This window comes from Fischerella major NIES-592, assembly GCF_001904645.1.
GTDB lineage: Bacteria > Cyanobacteriota > Cyanobacteriia > Cyanobacteriales > Nostocaceae > Fischerella > Fischerella thermalis.
The window spans coordinates 13,053-31,118 of the sequence record NZ_MRCA01000027.1 but is presented as its reverse complement, the minus strand read 5'-3'; the positions used below and the strand labels follow the sequence as shown (position 1 = coordinate 31,118).

Below are 18,066 nucleotides of genomic sequence, written 5' to 3'. Positions count from 1 at the left end.
AAGGCTTCTAAATTGAGCAGTTGCAACTTAAACTAATCCCTATTAGGGATTGAAACTTTTGCATTATTAATATTATTTCTAAAAGAAAAAAAAGTTGCAACTTAAACTAATCCCTATTAGGGATTGAAACAAAAACAGCAAGAAGACTACACTGATGTTTCTCATATAGGTTGCAACTTAAACTAATCCCTATTAGGGATTGAAACTCTTAATTATGAAAGATAATATAAAGAATTTTCGTTGCAACTTAAACTAATCCCTATTAGGGATTGAAACAAATCAAATATGAATAATTAATTATTTTCACGAGTTGCAACTTAAACTAATCCCTATTAGGGATTGAAACGATTCAACTACCTTTACTCGGTTTAAGCTAAACTGTTGCAACTTAAACTAATCCCTATTAGGGATTGAAACCAATACCTACATTTTTAAGAAAAATTTTTAAAGTTGCAACTTAAACTAATCCCTATTAGGGATTGAAACCCTTGACTTACCTATCTTAGCCTCACCAACTAACATGGTTGCAACTTAAACTAATCCCTATTAGGGATTGAAACCTTGACTTGACTAAACGGGCTGGGGTTCTGGCAGTTGCAACTTAAACTAATCCCTATTAGGGATTGAAACGAAAACTACTACTAGGTATACCGATGGTAAGGTTGCAACTTAAACTAATCCCTATTAGGGATTGAAACATTAATATTCTCCTCCAAAAAGCCAAATAATTATGGGGTTGCAACTTAAACTAATCCCTATTAGGGATTGAAACAAGATACTACATAATAGATTTATGCAAATAATTTCTCATGTTGCAACTTAAACTAATCCCTATTAGGGATTGAAACTTTTTATTTAGATGATTCATCTAAATATTCAAAAGAAGGTTGCAACTTAAACTAATCCCTATTAGGGATTGAAACTATATAAAAAAAATTTGAGAACCTGCTTTCTACGGGTTGCAACTTAAACTAATCCCTATTAGGGATTGAAACTTTATTTTTAGATAAAATTTCTTTAAATATTAAGAGTTGCAACTTAAACTAATCCCTATTAGGGATTGAAACGCTAGTACCAGAACCACCCAAGCCTTGACCAGGTGGTTGCAACTTAAACTAATCCCTATTAGGGATTGAAACGAAATCTGAATAATTATTAGGTGAATCAATAATTTTGTTGCAACTTAAACTAATCCCTATTAGGGATTGAAACTGCAAGGCATATTTTTTGATCTAATTCCTTCAAGTTGCAACTTAAACTAATCCCTATTAGGGATTGAAACAAAATCTTACATAATAGATTTATGCAAATAATTTGTTGCAACTTAAACTAATCCCTATTAGGGATTGAAACCGCTTAGATACTATCAAGGATGCGATCACTGGTATGTTGCAACTTAAACTAATCCCTATTAGGGATTGAAACTTTGGGAGCCTGAAAATGATCATGCTCCAGGAATTCGTTGCGTTGCAACTTAAACTAATCCCTATTAGGGATTGAAACATCAATTTTGCACATCAGATTCTCCTTTAGGTTATTGGGAAGGTTGCAACTTAAACTAATCCCTATTAGGGATTGAAACTTACTTCAAATTTATTTAAAATTAGATCCCATCTAGTTGCAACTTAAACTAATCCCTATTAGGGATTGAAACAAAAAGTATATTGAAAATCAACGCGGAAAATAAGAGATGTTGCAACTTAAACTAATCCCTATTAGGGATTGAAACTTCTCGCCTCATTTTGCACAGAAACCACATAATTTTTGGTTGCAACTTAAACTAATCCCTATTAGGGATTGAAACAATTGTATTCAGTACAGGGTTAAATAATAATTTTAAACGTTGCAACTTAAACTAATCCCTATTAGGGATTGAAACGCCGCAAATCCAAATATATCCATCATTACGCATGGCAAGTTGCAACTTAAACTAATCCCTATTAGGGATTGAAACTCTGTATCAGCAGAAAAAGAAGCACAAAATACAGTCGTTGCAACTTAAACTAATCCCTATTAGGGATTGAAACGCAAAAAATCGAGTAACAAAGACTCCACCCTTGGGGGGTTGCAACTTAAACTAATCCCTATTAGGGATTGAAACATTTTCAAAATCGGTAAAACGCTCGATAGCCATATCAGTTGCAACTTAAACTAATCCCTATTAGGGATTGAAACAGCCTTGCGATCGCCTATATATAGGCAATCAGAAGAATGTTGCAACTTAAACTAATCCCTATTAGGGATTGAAACTTAATTCTGAAATAGTTCTACAAGTCATGTCCAAGTTGCAACTTAAACTAATCCCTATTAGGGATTGAAACTTATCAACTATTTTCTATTATCAGTAATCAAATAGTTGCAACTTAAACTAATCCCTATTAGGGATTGAAACAATATCCGTAAATTCTGCAAGTTTCTGTGTGTATAGCTGTTGCAACTTAAACTAATCCCTATTAGGGATTGAAACTTATCAACTATTTTCTATTATCAGTAATCAAATAGTTGCAACTTAAACTAATCCCTATTAGGGATTGAAACTTGAAAGAAATTCTTTTAATTGAATTTAAATTGTTGCAACTTAAACTAATCCCTATTAGGGATTGAAACATCAGATATTCATTTATCTCCAGAAGAAATTATTGTTGCAACTTAAACTAATCCCTATTAGGGATTGAAACATGTTAATGGTACAGTTTTTAGCGTAAATGAAGAGCAGTTGCAACTTAAACTAATCCCTATTAGGGATTGAAACTTGTCTGATACCCGAGTTTGTAAAATTCCCTCGTAAAGTTGCAACTTAAACTAATCCCTATTAGGGATTGAAACGAATTTGTTGACTATCTGCTAGAACCTATATCTGGTAAGTTGCAACTTAAACTAATCCCTATTAGGGATTGAAACGGGCAGATGCTTGCTTATCTGTTTTAAATGCAAAGTTGCAACTTAAACTAATCCCTATTAGGGATTGAAACACCGGTGGGTGCTCCTCCTTGTCTGCCATCCACAAAGTTGCAACTTAAACTAATCCCTATTAGGGATTGAAACTATAAACCTAAACATTTGTATTGCAAATACTGCTAGAAAAGACAATAACGGCGTTGGTAATTATTTTGATGAAGTATATTTAACGTTACAATGAAACAGCAGGTGCGATCGCACCTTCCCACCAGAGCCATAAACGGAGTTGCTGAGGGGTGAAAGATGGCAGCCAAAAGCCAAATCCTCATGACAAGCCAGAGTTTGAGAGCCTTTCACCCAGTTGAGTAGAAGGATAAGAACTGCGATCGGGGTGCTTATCAGGGAACAGAGAGTTAGGCGATCGCTTTGGATAACTGCGAGCGCCGCAGTATTCATAGCTTGTGTTAAAACTATACCAAGGGAGCTATCTTGGCGTAAAAATCTTCATCGGCACTCCTGAAAGCAGGACGTTGCATTAAATTGTTTAAGTACTTACTCAAGGAGTCACTATCTGATAACATCCATAGCTTCTTTACCCATAGCAAAACCCCTCCAGTCACAATATCAGCAGTCGTGAATCGATTTGCTAGCAAGTAATTGTTATCAGCGAGGAGTACTTAAGTTTTATCCTCTTCCCTCCTGCCTTATTTTCTCAAAAATAGCGATTAAGCTAGAAATTAGGAAGATAAATCAGGAGACAAATTTGAACAGCGTAGTTCACTGGCAACAACGAGTAGGTAATCAAAGAGACTGGGTTTGGCGGGGTTGGCAAACTCGCTACACCTACATTCGTCCGCTCCAAAATCACCAACAGACAACACCCCTGATTTTGCTACACGGGTTTGGTGCTTCTATTGGACATTGGCGACACAATTTAGAAGTATTGGGGGAACACCACACAGTCTACGCCCTTGACATGCTGGGTTTTGGCGCTTCCGAAAAAGCTTGCGTGAATTATGGTATCCAACTTTGGGTAGAACAGGTTTATGATTTTTGGAAAACATTTATCCGGCAGCCTGTCGTTCTCATAGGTAATTCTCTCGGTTCTCTAGTCTCCTTAGCTGCTGCTGCTACTTATCCTGAGATGGTGCAGGGTGTGGTAATGATGAGTTTACCAGATCCATCTTTAGAGCAAGAAGCTATTCCTGCGTTTCTGCATCCTGTCGTTGCCACAATTAAAAATATAGTGGCTTCACCATTATTAATGAAACCCCTATTTTATTTTGTTCGTAGACCAAACATACTACGGCGTTGGGCTGCGATCGCCTACGCTAACCCAGAAGCTATTACCGATGAGCTAGTAGAAATATTAGCAGGGCCTCCCCAAGATAGGGGTTCTGCCCGCGCTTTTAGTGCTTTGTTTAAAGCGACAATCACTCCTAATTTTGGCATGAGTGTCAAGTCTATGTTGCCTAACTTAACAATTCCCATGTTATTAATCTGGGGAAAAAAAGATAAATTTGTCCCCCCAGCACTTGCCCATGAATTTGCTCAATATAACAAGAACTTACAATTGCTGAGCATAGAAGACGTCGGTCATTGTCCCCACGATGAAAATCCAGAGATAATCAACCAAACAATTTTAGATTGGATTAATTCACTAAGCGATCGCCAATCCAAAGATAACTCTTTACTAGATACTAGTTCAGCTCAAAACTTTTAACGTGTTCAGTTTGTAGTTAGCGCTTCAGCGCCAAAGCATAAAATCTTAAAAGCGCTAAAGCCCCAGACTATAGACTAGCCAATAGTAACTTGACTGGTATCAACAGCCGTCGCACCATTGACGCTTCGCGCCACAGAAACCATTTTATTGAGAATATCTTGACTAGGAACCTTACCTTTTAACACAACAGTGCTACCAGTTTGAGCAACCCAAAGGGTATCGATATCATCTAATTGGTTATCTTGATCAAATGCAAGTGCTACACGCTTTGCTAAACCACTTTGATCATATTCTCCATTCAATCCCATCCGTTCCGGGGCAATTTGCTGGGCAGCAGCAGGTGCAGATGGCTGTTGTTGTATAGTTTGGGGAGCAGGATTTACTTGAGCATTTTGTGGTTTTTCTAATCCAAAAAGTCTTTTTAACCAACCCATAAACTTTGTCTCCTATAAACTTACCAACCATATGCAATATAAAAACCAAAACATATAAATTACATCTATCTTTATTCTGATATTGACTTAAGATGAAAAATTGTTATCTTTGTGTCTTTGTGCCTTGGTGGTAAAAAATTCTTAAACTATTGTTGTGTATTCATATATCCAAAACCAATTTCGATAATTTCCATTTCATGTCTAGGAATGCAATTGTCGTCAGAGCAATTAGCCTCTACATCGACGATGAGAAAACATTTCATCATGTTTTATGCTCAAATTTATCAGTATTAAAAATCAGATGAAAAAGGTTTAACCCAACCTCGCTGCGTAGCTTTATCAAGAGCGATCGCGGCAATTTTAAACCATAATACACTCTCAACACTCATAGCAACTAACGGCAACACATCACCACTACAAGCAAACCCAACATCTACCTGAGCTAATCCTCGTACCAAACCGAAAGCCAACACTGCTCCATTTTTGAGTTGCGGGTTTTGATCTTGACGGATGATATATCGATAAGTAACGCCAAACAGTAAACCAGAGAAAGTTGCTATTGCACCACTCACCAAAAACTGTAAATTTAGGAGTTCAACTCCCAGCCTACGAAGTGCAGGAAAATACTTTGCTAAAACTAGGCTGTTAATCAAAGAAGTGACCCCGAAAGCTAAGATTAGACACAAAGCTGCCAAAATTCCTGCTTTTAAAGATTCTAGGCGTTCTGCCATCAGATGATCTGAAGTGTTGTTCATAAATCGGGAAAGATAGGGAGGTGGGGGGTGTGGGGAGTGTGGGGAGTGTGGGGAGTAAACCACTAACTACCAACAATCAACCACCAACTACCAACCAATTCCCAGTATCATAAATATTGGAGTAGTTTTGTAAATAAACTTAAGAAGTGCAACTATGGAGATTTTGACATTAGGATGGGTTTCACTGTTGGTTGTTTTCACTTGGTCAATTGCAATGGTAGTTTGGGGTCGTAACGGATTGTAGAGGTATCGTGGAAAGTCCACTCCTAAATATTTTGGCTTTGGTTGCTCTGGTACTACTAATAGTAGTTACTGGAGGAATTGGTTATCTGACGCTAGCTGATTGGCGCGATCGCCGTCTTCAAGAACAAGAAAAACGCGAACTCCGACGCACCAATCCAAAGCGGCGATGAAATTCTACAAATAGAGACGCTTCAATAATTACCAGTAATCAGTTATTAGTTATCAGGTTTTCCTGTGTTTACTAATAACTTATGACTGATGGAAAAGGAGCGTCTCTATAAATTCTGTATATTTACCAAAAAAAATTATTGCTTTTGATAGTAATCCCAAACTAATGCAATCAGTACTGCTAAACCAGTAATTGCCAAAGCATGGAAAGGGTTTTGTCCTTGACTAACAGCAAAAGATGTAACCACACCAGCACCTAAGGCTGCGGTAACAGCAGCAGCAACCAAATCAGATTGGGAATTGCGATTATACATATTTATCTTTGAGAGTGAATAGTTTTAATTCAAGGCACTATATCTCCCTCAAAATAACATCTAGTTTTTTGAGTATTGACCTTTTGGTAAATATAGCAACTAAGCTTTACTTTTGCTTACATAATTTCGCTATAATAAAGCCCGCGACTAAAGTGCAGGCTAATAGCTAAAACCTACCTCAAGTGAGTTGTAAGTTTTCTTCGTGTCTTTGTGTCTTGGTGGTGAAAAGATAAATTTTATTTAACCACCAAGACACTAAGACACTAAGTCGGATGAGGCAAAATCAGGTTATGAAATTTTGGGTTTACAACATATTAAAATACTCTAAAAAATAATTTTTGACTTCGACAAAAGTGCTATTATTCCTACTACTGCTCTGTTGATTCTGCGGTTTGAGTATCATCTTGTTCGTCAATTTTTTGGACATTGCCCGATTTTACCCAACCTTCTTGCTCTCCATTTTCCAAACGAATTTTTTGCCAATTTTTGTCATTGCTTTCTTCTAAAACTATTACTTTTTGATTAAAAGCAACTCCTCCAGTAGGTTCGGAATCTGCTGTTGGTTCTTTTCGCAAACGTAAGCCCTGCTTCCAGGTTACACGTGCTTTATATGCTCCTGGTGGTAGTGGTTCTGGTGATGACTCTGGTTTGGGTGTGTCTTGAGGAGTTGCTTGAGAATCAGGAGTTGGTGAAAATTGTTCTAAGGATACTTGATTGGTTTTTGATGTTTGGGATTTTGGAGCTTGTGCTTTTACTACAGGATTGTCATTTGCATAAATTGGTTTTGGTGGGGGTGCAGAAACTCGGTTCATAAAATACAGCGCCATAGCAAACCCACCACCGATTAAAATTGCTATTGCTAATATAAATCCGAAAATATACTTTAATATTTGAGTCAACATAAATTAAAACTTCGCCCTAAGTAAATGTATTTTTCGTGGTGGCTGTTGTACCAGACGTGCCATGGCACGTCTCTACAGTGGTTAGTGGTTAGTGGTTCATTACCCACCCACTAACTACTAACTACTAACCAATCCATAATTCGCTATTTTAGCTGGCGTTGTATGCGATCGCTTAAAGGACTGTGTTTCGATGCTAAACGCGCCCTCCCAGCCGCAGCCCATTCTTGTAGTTGTTGAATTTGTTCGGTGGCAGTGCGGGCTAAGGGTATGATTTGACTAGCAGCTTCTAAAATGTCATCGGTGGTAAAGTCGCGATTTTGACTAAAACCAATGTGCATAGCTTCGATTAAAGTTTGTTCAATTTCTGCACCGGAAAAATCGGGTGTTTCGTACGCTAACCTGTCGATGTCATAATGTTTGATGTTATGTGGGCGTAGTCTTGATAAATGCACATTGAAAATCGCTTTTCTTTCTTCCTGGGTTGGTAAACCGACGAAGAAAATTTCATCAAAGCGCCCTTTTCGTAGCATTTCTGGTGGTAAAGCTTGGATGTCGTTAGCGGTAGAAACCACAAACACGGGTGAGGTTTTCTCGGCTAACCAGGTAATAAATGTACCAAAAACACGACTTGTTGTTCCCGCATCCCCTTTGCTACCAAGCCCCGAAAAGGCTTTGTCGATCTCGTCTATCCACAATACACAGGGGGCGAGGGCTTCGGCTACTTGGATCATTTGACGTGTGCGGGATTCTGATTCACCTACCAAACCCGCAAATAGTCGTCCTACATCCAATCGCAGTAGGGGTAAGTGCCAATGATGAGCGATCGCTTTGGCAGTTAATGATTTACCTGTTCCCTGGATACCCACTAACAGTAAACCCCGTGGGTGCGGTAATCCGTACTGTCTCGCCCGTTCTGTAAATGCGCCTCCCCGACGGAGTAACCAATCTTTGAGATTGTCTAATCCGCCGATGTCTGAGATTTGCTCGGTAGCAGGGATAAAATCGAGAATCTGGGTTTGGCGGATAGTTTGGCGTTTTTCTTCTAGCACCAAATCCACATCTTCTGGTTGTAATTCACCATGAGTTGCGATCGCTTTTGCCAACACCCGGCGTATTCTTTCCATTGATAGCCCTTGACAAGAGCGCACTAAATCATCTAAAAATCTGCTGGAGGGAGAATGACCAGTAGCAATCAATAACCTTTCTACTTCTGAACGAATTTCGGCAGCGTTAGGTAAAGGAAACTCTACTACTGTCAAAACTTCCGTTAAATCATCAGGAATCGCAATTTTCGGCGACAACAGGACAATATTTTTGGGTTGAGACTTGAGGAGTTTAGCTAAATTGCGGAGTTTGCGAGCAATGGCCACATCATCTAAAAAGCGATGATAGTCCCGAAGTATAAATACTCCTGGTGCAGTAGCCGGAATTTTCTCGACAAATTCTAAAGCTTGCAAAGGGTTACGTCGCCCAAAGCCTTCATCGTTAGGGTTTCCCTGGTAGCCATCCACAAAATCCCAAGTATACACCGGGCGATTTCCCTGATTTGCTGCTTCTTCGCTGATCGCGGCTTCTAAGCGTTCTTCCTCGTAAGTGGGAATGTAGATCAGAGGGTAGCGGGCGCGGAGCAGCAGTTTGAACTCTTCACGGAAGCTCATAATATTTAGATGTTATTAACGAGTTGTTATTTTGCGTAGTTCTTTATTTCATTTTTCAGGTTTGTGTTGCTCTTCACAACTGTTTTATCTTTTTTCTCTGGAGAGGTGAATACATCAAAAGCGAGAGTCAGCAATTCAGTACTTACCTTTTCCCGACTTTTGCAACAAGTGGCTATATTCCACCTTCAGGTGAAATATAGCCTTCCAAAAACTATTCCCAGCCGGAGACTGGGAACGAATAAATAGCCAAATGACCAATCACAAATAACAAATGACTAAGAAGGAAGTTGCTTTTTCAAAGCTTCCAAAGAAGCCCAGCGACGATCTACATTGCTAGTAGAGGCTGGATCATGACTTGGTTGAATCCCCGGACAATTGGTATCACAAAGTTGGCGCTGAGGAATTTCCAAGCAGACTTGTTCATATAGCCATTCACGAGGATCAAAATATCCGTGGGGAGACAAGGTTTCTACTAAATCTTCCACAGCTATTTCCCGTTCTAAAGGCAAAAAAACTTCTTGCTCTACGGTTTCGTCTAACCAAATGATTTCTGAGGTATCAACTACAAGACGATAATTGTAATTTTGTAAGCAGCGGTTGCAGGTACAAGTAATTATTGTTTCTGCTTTACCAGATACTTCTAAATAATTGCCGCAATGTTGCACACGAACACGACCACGAACTGGTGTCAAGGTATCCAAACCAGACAGAAACTCTTTAACCTGAATCTCCTCTGTCCGCTCCGGTGCTTTAGTTAGCTGCGGAATATAAATTGCGTCCATAGGATTCTGTGAGACATTCTCACGAAAAGTGGTCTTTGTATATCAGCTATTTTGCCGATAACATTTCTCTAGTTTAACTTTATTCGGGTTGTTAGTTGTTTGTTGTTTGTTGTTGGTTGTTTGGAACCATCAACAATCAACGATCAACTACCAACAATTTAATTATTCGGGTAATGCCAGGCGTACAACTAAATTACGGTGGGGTTCCTTACCCCGGCTGAAAGTTTCTAAATCACTAAACTCTTTTAAAAAGGTATGGACTTGGCGACGTTCAGCCGAACTGAGGGATTTAATTTCCACTTCTGTTGCTGTAGCCCGGACTTGTTCAGCAGCAGCTTCAGCGATCGCTCGAACTTCAGCTTGTCTCTTGACACGATAACCGTTTAATTCCACCGTGTATGAGGCTTGTTCCTCATGAGGTTGATTTAAGTTGAGAGTCGAATTTGCCAGATATTGAATAGCATCTAGCACTACACCATCAGGCCCAATCAAAACCCGTACTTGTTCTGGTGTCAAATTTGTATGATCAATAGTCAACCAGTAGTTATCTGGTTCTTGAGAATCACCTTGAGCGATCGCAGCTACTTCTAAATCGCCTTTAATTTCAGTATTTATCCCAGTAAGTTGCAGCAATGTTTTTAACCACTGCTGCCCTCTTGCCATCCGAGAATCGGTCATCATCAACCTGTAGCCTTTTTCTTAGAACTCTTTGGTTCAACTTTTTTTGAACCCTTTTGTTCATTAGAACTCTTTGGTTCAACTTTTTTAGAACTTTTTGGCTCAAACGGCAATGTTTTTTGTTGTGCTTCTGCCTGTTTCTCTTGGGTGTCTACAATTTTTTGTAATTCCTCTGGTAGAGGTTCACGAGAAAGGATGTAAGTTTGTAGAGTTTGGAAAATATTACCAATCACCATATACATCAACACCCCAGCCGGTAAGGGGAAGAACAAAAACATCCCCGAAAAGATCACAGGAGTAATTTTATTGACTGTATCCTGTTGTGGATTACCACCACTGGAATTTTGCCCAGAAAGAACTTGGCTGACGTACAGGGTAACACCAAACAACACTACCATTGTGACAATATCCCAATGAATAGTGCCATCAGGATCAATTGCCCCGACTCTGCCCAAGGCATCAATAAACAAAAATCCTTGATCTGCTGCTAATCCTGGAATTGTCCCAGTTATAGTCACATCTCCTGGTTGCAGGGCTTCAATATTGCCTTCAGCATCAATTTTGACTCTGTCTTCCCCTTTGGTAACTTTCCATTGGGGAACCAATTTACTGTCTGGGTGTTCTGCCAATACTTCTTGAAATGGCTTACCATCAACAGTTTGGTATTGAATTTTGGTATGTTCTCCTACTGCTAATTTGTTACCTCCCGGTAAAATCGCAGTTACCTTAACATGTTCCCCATCCGCAACATAAATGTTCTGGGGAGCAGTCATAAAAGCTTGGGGTTGAATTCTTTCGATTTGTTCGGCAGGAAAGATTTGTAGGTTAACTGTGTAGTTAACACTGGCAAAAGGTGAACCTCGCAAAGTCGCAAATAGCGCTAATAGCACTGGCATTTGCAAAAGTAAGGGCAAACATCCAGCTAAAGGATTACCAAATTCCTTCTGGACATTCATCATTTCTTCTTGTTGCTTTTGCGGATCGTCCTTATAGCGTTCTTTGATTTCTTGCATCCGTTTTTGCATCAAAGGTTGGACGATTCGCATCCGTCGCATATTGCGAATTGAGCCAGCACTAAGAGGGTATAGTGCAAAACGAATAATCAACGTCAAAGCTACGATCGCCAATCCATAACTTGGCACAATGCTATAGAACAAGTCTATGATTGGCAACATGACGTTGTTGGAAAAAAACCCGATACCAAAATCCATTATTCTGAATTCAACCTGAGGTAATGTAAATTAACTAGCGATTTTAAGTTAGTTGTTTGTTGGTTGTTGTTTGGGAGAATTATTGACAATCTACCACTAACTAATGTACGTACCTGCCATGGCACGTCTCTACAACAACTAACCAGCAGCTACCAACCAGAATTTTAAAATCGGCTGACTGAATATAATTTATCGAAATCAGGATCTGTCTGCGACTGTAATTCAACTACGGATAGCCGCACATTTATTGAAGATGGGGAGGTAGGCAGTTGGGGAGATACTTTCACCCCCATCACCCCATCACCCCATCACCCCATCACTTCTTCGCAGCAGCATTAAAATTGGGATTTTTGGCAGTGACTCGTTCAGTAATGTAATCATAGACTTCCCGAAACTTAGGAACAGCCCGCAGTTCCAGGCGACTACCATCTCTGAGAGTCAACACCATATCTCCCCATAAGCCAATACCACGGGGAACTTTGACGATTTTGACAATTTCTGAGTAAATAACGTCACTGCGATCGCGTCCCATCCAACCCCCAGTCACAGAAACTCGGCGATCAGTAATCCGAAAACGCAGCCACAATGCTCTAACAATTGCTCCTACCGTTAGTGGTATACCCACCACCGTTAAGCCAATTAGTATGTTTATTATTAAATCCCCAATGTGGGGTCCGCCTTCAAAATAAACTTCTTCACGAATGCCCATTTAATACCTCAGCTTGTGCCAACAACTGCTCTAATTCTTGCAGAAATTGTTGGGTTACGCACTTAGATTCTGCCGCCGCTGGTTTGACAACTACCACTAGCCGCCATCCTGGTGACAATAGAGGCAACAATTGGTGCAAAGCTGCCGATACTTGTCGCTTGAGGCGGTTACGAACTACTGCCCGTTTACTGACTTTAGTGCTAATCGAAATACCAATCTTGATTGGGAAAAGTACTGAGTTTGTTGATTTTACATTATCAGAAGGTTTTTTCATGGATGATGGCCGTAAGGCTCTCAAAGTCATATAAGAACCATGACGGCAAGTACCTTCCCGGAAAACTGCCTGAAAATCTTTCCGGGATTTAAGCCGATTTGCTTTGGGCAAAGCCACAACTACTGTCTAAGTTCCTTACCCTATACGCTTAGGCGATGACGTCCTTTTTTTCTTCTGGCTCGAATCACGTTTCTACCATCAGGTGTTTGCATTCTGGCACGGAAACCAGATGTTCTCTTCCTCTTCCGGTTTGTTCCTTCTAAAGTTCTCCGCATACTCTTATCCTCTTCAGCGATTTTTTATAAAAAGCCACAATCTATAATTTTATCACTTTTTAGCTAAAAATTACTATTTATTTGTCATTAACTAATGTACAGACGCACACTTGTGCAATCCTAATAACACCACTAACCAATGTACAGAAGTGCTATGGCACCTCTGTACACCACTAACTACCAACTACTAACTAACACTAAGAATCCAAGTTCCCATGTAACTACGCAATGCAGCTGCATCACCAGGGCTGACAGTATAGCAGTTGAAATAATAAATGCCTCCGAAAGCAGGATTCCTAACATTAGAAAGCACTATTTCTACATTAGTACCTGCTGGCACAGGCTCTTGGGGATAAATCATAATTACGCCATTTTCTCTATCCCATTTTGCTTCTGTCAGTGGTACTTTTTTATCTCTCACTCGTACCTCAATCTTTTTGGGGTCGAATTTTCCTTTGTAATAGTTGGGGTAGCTGACAACAAATTCAGAAGCAGCAACTTTCATTTTTTTGGCAGGGATTCTTAAACGATACCTATCCCAACCATTTGTTTGTCCACCAAAATCCAATCGGAAAGGCAGTTGATTTTCACTCTTAACACCACTGAATAGCGTAAACCCTGGCAAACTCTGCGCCCAGCTAACGGCTGGAAGGCTTGTCAGTAAAAAGCCAGTCACCGCTAAGGCAGAAAATAAACGTCGCATAGTCAAGCTCCTGTGGCAGAAATAAATGTGTTGTTTCAGTAACTGGAAGTAAAGGTTCGTAACTAAACTTTACTACTGACTTTATTAAATTTAGACGTCAAAACCTCAACAAAAGTGCCACCCCGTCTAGATTTATATCAATTTTCACTGAAAAACGAGTATTTAATTTGACAGAAAGTTTACTAGTCGTCTAGCGGTTTGTGTAGGGATCAAATGTTCTCATAGTTACTAAATTGTTGATAGTTTTACCAGAGATAAAACAGTCTGAAAATTGAGTTGTATTTCTAAATGTGTACAAGTTTATCTAAAATTAAGATTTTTGTTATAAAAATTAAGCGAGTTGAACAGGCGATCGCGACCAAACTTAAGCTAGATTGGTGGCAGTAAGCATTACTCGCAGCAGCAAAAATTCTAAAACTTAGGGGAATAAGTTGGTGAGAAATTAATCGATATTGCACTATGTAAACAAGACACAACAATATTTTGCAATACCTAAAAGAATTTGAAGACATAGATGTAAATTCCGGGGATCAGCATAGGATGTGCAATAAATAACCTAATAAATGCAAGTATATGTATTGCAACATCCATGAGCGGCACAGTTAGGCTTTGTCTAGGTAGGTAGAGTGGGAAAGCGTAGGAATAACTAACAGAAAAAGCCAATAGCTGATATCCCCACCCGTAGACCAGGAGTGCGTCAAAATACTCATTGGAAAAATTTCACAACTTGCACCAGAAATTTAAGTATTTAATCTCAAGGAGATTACATGAGAATAGCAGTTGCTAAAGAAATCGAAGTGTGTGAACGTCGTGTGGCATTAGTTCCCGACATCGTAGCGCGGTTGATTAAACAAGGTTTAGAGATTTGGGTAGAAGCTGGTGCGGGTGAACGAGCATTTTTTCATGATGCTGCCTACGAAGCCGCTGGAGCAACCATAATTGCTGATACTAATAGATTATGGTCAGAAGCAGACATTCTCCTCAAAGTCAGCCCACCACAAGAGCGAGAAGACGGGCGCTCAGAAATAGACTTACTCAAAGAAGGATCTGTGCTGATTAGCTTCCTCAATCCTTTGGGGAACCCAGTCATAGCCGAGAAACTGTCAGCACGCAAAGTCACAGCCTTGAGTATGGAGATGATTCCCCGTACCACAAGAGCGCAAAGTATGGATGCTTTATCATCACAAGCATCAATCGCAGGTTACAAAGCCGTACTGATCGCCGCCGCCGCACTGCCAAAATACTTCCCCATGCTGACAACTGCTGCCGGTACGATCGCCCCCGCCAAAATATTTATCATGGGTGCTGGCGTTGCAGGTTTACAAGCGATCGCCACCGCTAGACGTCTGGGAGCAGTGGTAGAAGCTTTTGATATTCGCCCCGCCGTCAAAGAAGAAGTGCAAAGTCTAGGAGCGAAATTTGTAGAAATCAAATTGGATGAAGAAACAACCGCCGCCGGTGGTTACGCCAAAGAAATTTCCGAAGCCAGCAAAAAGCGCACTCAAGAAGTAGTCACCGAACACATCAAAAATGCTGATGTCGTCATTACCACAGCTCAAGTTCCTGGTAAAAAAGCACCTCTTCTTGTCACAGAAGACATGGTAAAGCAAATGAAACCAGGTTCAGTAATTGTAGACATCGCCGCCGAACAAGGTGGTAATTGCGCCTGTACTGATCCCGGTAAAGATATTGTCGTCCACGGCGTCACTATCATCGGCCCGATTAATCTACCATCATCGCTCCCAGTCCATGCTAGCCAGTTGTATGCCAAGAACTTGACATCTTTAATGCAACTGCTAATGAAAGACAAAAATGTAGAGATTAACTTTGCTGACGACATTATTGATGCGGCTTGCATTACCCACGCTGGTGAAATTCGCTCCACACGAATTAAAGAGGCGTTGCAAACCGTAACTTCAGCAGTGAGTTAGAAGGGATCGGGGATCGGGAACAAGAAGGACAAGGGAGACAAGGAGGACAAGCAAGTAGTCTTTCATCTTTGTCTACACACACTCCCCCTACTCCTCACACTTCCCCCATCTTCCCATCTTCCCACCATACCTAAATGCCTGCTCACTAATATACGAATTTCCCAGTCCTCACACTTCCCCCATCTTCCCATCACCCCACCTTCCCAATACCCAAGGATTTTTCAACATGACAGAAGCATTAATTGCGGCTTTGTTCGTATTTGTTTTGGCATCGTTTACCGGATTTGAAGTGATCAACAAAGTACCGCCTACTTTGCATACGCCCTTGATGTCAGGCTCAAACGCGATTTCTGGCATCGCCGTATTAGGAGCAATTGTAGCTTCCGGTGCTAGAGAGTGGAATATCTCAGTTATTCTCGGTTTGATCGCTGTAGTACTAGCAACCATCAACGTGGTAGGTGGTTTCCTAGTCACAGATCGGATGTTGCAGATGTTTAAAAAGAAGGCAAATGGGTAATAGGTAATCGCAAAGAAAATCACCAATTACCAATTACGTCTAATGTGAATTAACAAAGGCGCTAATAGCTCATGGAAAATACTCAACAAAGCAATGACCACCCAACCACCCATGAAAGATCCATCTGTGTTATCTGTGTTTATCGGTGTGTATCGGTGGTCGATTTCTAAAAAAACGTTTTTTACCAGGCGCAAGGAATATTGCGTCTCCATATTCAATTCACATCAGGCGTCAATTACCAATTACCAATTACCAATTAACGCTAAATTATGACTGATTTTCTTCCGACTGGCATTCAGTTGACATATTTAGTCGCTGCGTCTTTATTTATTTTGGGTTTGAAAAAACTGGGTTCACCCGCCACAGCACGACAAGGTAATGTGATTGCAGCTGTGGGAATGCTGTTAGCAATTGTGGCAACACTGTTGGATCAGCATGTGTTGAACTACGGGATGATTTTGTTGGGTTTGGCAATTGGCTCGGTACTAGGCGCGATCGCCGCCTATAAAGTCCAGATGACGGAAATGCCCCAAATGGTGGGTTTACTCAACGGTTTAGGTGGCGCTGCTTCTGCTTTGGTTGCCGTTGCTGAGTTTTGGCGGTTGTTGCAACACGCTGAAACAGTACCCTTAGATGCCAACATTTCCATGTTGTTGGATGTGTTAATTGGTGGTGTCACCTTTACAGGTAGTATGCTGGCATTTGCCAAATTACAAGGAATTATCAGCGGTTCCCCAATTACATTCCCCTTGCAGCAACCATTCAACGCCTTATTGTTGGGTTCTTATGTCGTAGGCAGTGGTTTTTTAATCATGGAACCACATAACCTACCAGTATTTTTGGGAATTGTCGCAGTTTCTCTTATCTTGGGTGTGATGTTTGTCATCCCCATTGGCGGCGGCGATATGCCAGTAGTAATTTCGCTATTGAACTCATTTTCTGGTTTAGCTGCGGCAGCTGCTGGTTTTGTGGTGATGAACAACATGTTAATCATCGCTGGTGCATTGGTGGGAGCATCTGGTATCATCCTCACCGAAATAATGTGTAAAGCGATGAACCGTTCTTTGATCAGCGTACTGTTTGATGCTTTTGGCAGCAGTGGCGGTGCAGTTGCAAGTGCAGCTGGTGGTAGTACAGCCGATAAAACTGTCCGCAGCATCGATCCAGAAGAAGGCGCAATGATGCTGGGTTATGCTCGTTCTGTAGTGATTGTTCCCGGTTACGGAATGGCGGTAGCTCAAGCACAGCACAGTGTACGTGAATTGGCAGATCAACTAGAACGCATGGGTGTTGATGTTAAGTATGCGATTCACCCCGTAGCTGGTAGAATGCCTGGACACATGAACGTATTACTAGCAGAAGCGAACGTTCCCTATGAACAACTACACGACATGGATGATATCAATCCCCAGTTTGAACAAACAGATGTAGCACTGGTAATTGGGGCAAATGATGTAGTCAATCCCGCCGCACGCAGTGACACCAATAGCCCAATCTACGGAATGCCAATTTTGGAAGTAGATAAGGCGAAGCACACGATTGTAATTAAGCGTGGAATGAGTACAGGTTTTGCTGGCGTAGATAATGAGTTGTTCTACAAAGATAAAACCACAATGCTTTTTGGTAGTGCTAAAGAGATGGTGGCGAAGTTGGTTTCTGAGGTTAAGCAACTTTAACCCCAACGCCTCCGCGCACCCGGGCTAAGGTGTACACACAAGTCGGAAATAGATAATTAATCTGGGTTTTACCCCACCCTAATCCTCCCCTTGCAAAGGGGAGGTAACTGAATTTCCGTTTTCTCCCCGAATCTTAGGGGATTGAGGGGGGTAAATTCAAATTGTGTATACACAGTAGGCACGCTGGGAAGAGAAAGATATTTTTAACTCACTTT

Annotated in this window: 20 protein-coding genes and 1 CRISPR repeat array; of the genes, 6 read left to right on the top strand and 14 right to left on the bottom strand. The window is 40.6% G+C overall.

What is annotated here, in order from left to right; genetic code table 11:
• Nucleotides 1-19 precede the first annotated feature (19 nt).
• Nucleotides 20-3,045: direct repeats of the CRISPR family, unit length 37 nt; unit sequence GTTGCAACTTAAACTAATCCCTATTAGGGATTGAAAC.
• Between the two features lie 60 nt (nucleotides 3,046-3,105).
• Complete coding sequence (locus NIES592_RS24805) at nucleotides 3,106-3,354, bottom strand: hypothetical protein (protein ID WP_143168399.1); 249 nt, start codon at nucleotides 3,352-3,354, stop codon at nucleotides 3,106-3,108.
• Between the two features lie 307 nt (nucleotides 3,355-3,661).
• Between NIES592_RS24805 and NIES592_RS23630 the strand changes: the two genes are divergently transcribed.
• On the top strand, nucleotides 3,662-4,621 hold the full coding sequence (locus tag NIES592_RS23630) for an alpha/beta fold hydrolase (RefSeq protein WP_073557088.1): 960 nt from the start codon (nucleotides 3,662-3,664) through the stop codon (nucleotides 4,619-4,621).
• 74 nt (nucleotides 4,622-4,695) lie between these two features.
• Here the strand turns inward: NIES592_RS23630 and NIES592_RS23625 are convergent, their stop codons facing one another.
• Nucleotides 4,696-5,055, bottom strand: coding sequence for a phospholipid-binding protein (locus NIES592_RS23625; protein ID WP_073557087.1), 360 nt, complete (start codon nucleotides 5,053-5,055; stop codon nucleotides 4,696-4,698).
• A 290-nt stretch (nucleotides 5,056-5,345) separates the two neighbouring features.
• Nucleotides 5,346-5,810 carry a hypothetical protein gene (locus NIES592_RS23620; protein WP_073557086.1) on the bottom strand — a complete coding sequence of 155 codons (465 nt, stop codon included), beginning with the start codon at nucleotides 5,808-5,810 and terminating at the stop codon, nucleotides 5,346-5,348.
• Nucleotides 5,811-5,964: 154 nt separating this feature from the next.
• Here NIES592_RS23620 and petN point away from each other — a divergent pair, with 154 nt between their 5' ends.
• On the top strand, nucleotides 5,965-6,054 hold the full coding sequence (gene petN, locus NIES592_RS23615) for a cytochrome b6-f complex subunit PetN (protein ID WP_012408302.1): 90 nt from the start codon (nucleotides 5,965-5,967) through the stop codon (nucleotides 6,052-6,054).
• A 7-nt stretch (nucleotides 6,055-6,061) separates the two neighbouring features.
• Nucleotides 6,062-6,223 carry a hypothetical protein gene (locus NIES592_RS25515; RefSeq protein ID WP_178379620.1) on the top strand — a complete coding sequence of 54 codons (162 nt, stop codon included), beginning with the start codon at nucleotides 6,062-6,064 and terminating at the stop codon, nucleotides 6,221-6,223.
• Between the two features lie 135 nt (nucleotides 6,224-6,358).
• Here NIES592_RS25515 and NIES592_RS25510 read toward each other — a convergent pair whose 3' ends face one another.
• From NIES592_RS25510 to NIES592_RS23570, 10 genes are all read right to left on the bottom strand, one after another.
• Entirely contained in the window at nucleotides 6,359-6,535 is a 177-nt protein-coding gene (locus NIES592_RS25510) for a hypothetical protein (protein WP_009458185.1), read from the bottom strand.
• A gap of 368 nt (nucleotides 6,536-6,903) precedes the next feature.
• Nucleotides 6,904-7,437, bottom strand: coding sequence for an SH3 domain-containing protein (locus NIES592_RS23610; protein WP_073557085.1), 534 nt, complete (start codon nucleotides 7,435-7,437; stop codon nucleotides 6,904-6,906).
• Nucleotides 7,438-7,580: 143 nt separating this feature from the next.
• The gene (locus tag NIES592_RS23605; protein ID WP_062244567.1) at nucleotides 7,581-9,095 is read right to left on the bottom strand and encodes an AAA family ATPase; all 1,515 of its coding nucleotides are present in this window, start codon (nucleotides 9,093-9,095) and stop codon (nucleotides 7,581-7,583) included.
• Between the two features lie 275 nt (nucleotides 9,096-9,370).
• Nucleotides 9,371-9,877, bottom strand: a complete 507-nt coding sequence (locus NIES592_RS23600; protein WP_062244562.1) for a YceD family protein — start codon at nucleotides 9,875-9,877, stop codon at nucleotides 9,371-9,373.
• Nucleotides 9,878-10,039: 162 nt separating this feature from the next.
• Nucleotides 10,040-10,558, bottom strand: a complete 519-nt coding sequence (locus NIES592_RS23595) for a Jag family protein (RefSeq protein ID WP_062244559.1) — start codon at nucleotides 10,556-10,558, stop codon at nucleotides 10,040-10,042.
• Nucleotides 10,558-11,766, bottom strand: coding sequence for a membrane protein insertase YidC (gene yidC, locus NIES592_RS23590; RefSeq protein ID WP_062244556.1), 1,209 nt, complete (start codon nucleotides 11,764-11,766; stop codon nucleotides 10,558-10,560). Before yidC ends, NIES592_RS23595 begins: the two co-directional genes overlap by 1 nt.
• 316 nt (nucleotides 11,767-12,082) lie before the next feature.
• Nucleotides 12,083-12,475: a PH domain-containing protein gene (locus NIES592_RS23585; protein WP_009458191.1), complete on the bottom strand. Its 393-nt coding sequence runs from the start codon at nucleotides 12,473-12,475 to the stop codon at nucleotides 12,083-12,085.
• On the bottom strand, nucleotides 12,462-12,866 hold the full coding sequence (gene rnpA / locus NIES592_RS23580) for a ribonuclease P protein component (RefSeq protein ID WP_073557084.1): 405 nt from the start codon (nucleotides 12,864-12,866) through the stop codon (nucleotides 12,462-12,464). Before rnpA ends, NIES592_RS23585 begins: the two co-directional genes overlap by 14 nt.
• Before the next feature lie 23 nt (nucleotides 12,867-12,889).
• On the bottom strand, nucleotides 12,890-13,024 hold the full coding sequence (gene rpmH, locus NIES592_RS23575; protein ID WP_071846719.1) for a 50S ribosomal protein L34: 135 nt from the start codon (nucleotides 13,022-13,024) through the stop codon (nucleotides 12,890-12,892).
• A gap of 187 nt (nucleotides 13,025-13,211) precedes the next feature.
• On the bottom strand, nucleotides 13,212-13,727 hold the full coding sequence (locus NIES592_RS23570; protein WP_062244550.1) for a DUF2808 domain-containing protein: 516 nt from the start codon (nucleotides 13,725-13,727) through the stop codon (nucleotides 13,212-13,214).
• Nucleotides 13,728-14,494: 767 nt separating this feature from the next.
• On the opposite strand from NIES592_RS23570, the gene NIES592_RS23565 reads away from it, so the two are divergent.
• Together NIES592_RS23565 and NIES592_RS23560 are read left to right on the top strand one after the other, a co-directional pair.
• Nucleotides 14,495-15,658, top strand: coding sequence for a Re/Si-specific NAD(P)(+) transhydrogenase subunit alpha (locus tag NIES592_RS23565; RefSeq protein ID WP_062244547.1), 1,164 nt, complete (start codon nucleotides 14,495-14,497; stop codon nucleotides 15,656-15,658).
• Between the two features lie 226 nt (nucleotides 15,659-15,884).
• Nucleotides 15,885-16,175 carry an NAD(P) transhydrogenase subunit alpha gene (locus tag NIES592_RS23560; RefSeq protein WP_009458196.1) on the top strand — a complete coding sequence of 97 codons (291 nt, stop codon included), beginning with the start codon at nucleotides 15,885-15,887 and terminating at the stop codon, nucleotides 16,173-16,175.
• Nucleotides 16,176-16,201: 26 nt separating this feature from the next.
• Here NIES592_RS23560 and NIES592_RS23555 read toward each other — a convergent pair whose 3' ends face one another.
• Complete coding sequence (locus tag NIES592_RS23555) at nucleotides 16,202-16,387, bottom strand: hypothetical protein (protein ID WP_073557083.1); 186 nt, start codon at nucleotides 16,385-16,387, stop codon at nucleotides 16,202-16,204.
• Nucleotides 16,388-16,444: 57 nt separating this feature from the next.
• On the opposite strand from NIES592_RS23555, the gene NIES592_RS23550 reads away from it, so the two are divergent.
• The gene (locus tag NIES592_RS23550; protein ID WP_073557082.1) at nucleotides 16,445-17,851 is read left to right on the top strand and encodes an NAD(P)(+) transhydrogenase (Re/Si-specific) subunit beta; all 1,407 of its coding nucleotides are present in this window, start codon (nucleotides 16,445-16,447) and stop codon (nucleotides 17,849-17,851) included.
• Nucleotides 17,852-18,066: the final 215 nt, after the last annotated feature.

Excerpts from the sequence above, each read along its gene's own strand:
- NIES592_RS23620 (WP_073557086.1), bottom strand. The coding sequence starts at position 5,810 with ATGAACAACACTTCAGATCATCTGATGGCAGAACGCCTAGAATCTTTA.
- NIES592_RS23595 (WP_062244559.1), bottom strand. The coding sequence starts at position 10,558 with ATGATGACCGATTCTCGGATGGCAAGAGGGCAGCAGTGGTTAAAAACA.
- NIES592_RS23560 (WP_009458196.1), top strand. The coding sequence starts at position 15,885 with ATGACAGAAGCATTAATTGCGGCTTTGTTCGTATTTGTTTTGGCATCG.
- rpmH (WP_071846719.1), bottom strand. The coding sequence starts at position 13,024 with ATGCGGAGAACTTTAGAAGGAACAAACCGGAAGAGGAAGAGAACATCT.
- NIES592_RS24805 (WP_143168399.1), bottom strand. The coding sequence starts at position 3,354 with ATGAATACTGCGGCGCTCGCAGTTATCCAAAGCGATCGCCTAACTCTC.
- NIES592_RS23610 (WP_073557085.1), bottom strand. The coding sequence starts at position 7,437 with ATGTTGACTCAAATATTAAAGTATATTTTCGGATTTATATTAGCAATA.
- NIES592_RS23600 (WP_062244562.1), bottom strand. The coding sequence starts at position 9,877 with ATGGACGCAATTTATATTCCGCAGCTAACTAAAGCACCGGAGCGGACA.
- NIES592_RS23555 (WP_073557083.1), bottom strand. The coding sequence starts at position 16,387 with ATGGAGACGCAATATTCCTTGCGCCTGGTAAAAAACGTTTTTTTAGAA.
- NIES592_RS23570 (WP_062244550.1), bottom strand. The coding sequence starts at position 13,727 with ATGCGACGTTTATTTTCTGCCTTAGCGGTGACTGGCTTTTTACTGACA.
- NIES592_RS23605 (WP_062244567.1), bottom strand. The coding sequence starts at position 9,095 with ATGAGCTTCCGTGAAGAGTTCAAACTGCTGCTCCGCGCCCGCTACCCT.
- NIES592_RS23585 (WP_009458191.1), bottom strand. The coding sequence starts at position 12,475 with ATGGGCATTCGTGAAGAAGTTTATTTTGAAGGCGGACCCCACATTGGG.
- NIES592_RS23565 (WP_062244547.1), top strand. The coding sequence starts at position 14,495 with ATGAGAATAGCAGTTGCTAAAGAAATCGAAGTGTGTGAACGTCGTGTG.
- NIES592_RS23625 (WP_073557087.1), bottom strand. The coding sequence starts at position 5,055 with ATGGGTTGGTTAAAAAGACTTTTTGGATTAGAAAAACCACAAAATGCT.
- petN (WP_012408302.1), top strand. The coding sequence starts at position 5,965 with ATGGAGATTTTGACATTAGGATGGGTTTCACTGTTGGTTGTTTTCACT.
- yidC (WP_062244556.1), bottom strand. The coding sequence starts at position 11,766 with ATGGATTTTGGTATCGGGTTTTTTTCCAACAACGTCATGTTGCCAATC.
- NIES592_RS25510 (WP_009458185.1), bottom strand. The coding sequence starts at position 6,535 with ATGTATAATCGCAATTCCCAATCTGATTTGGTTGCTGCTGCTGTTACC.
- NIES592_RS23550 (WP_073557082.1), top strand. The coding sequence starts at position 16,445 with ATGACTGATTTTCTTCCGACTGGCATTCAGTTGACATATTTAGTCGCT.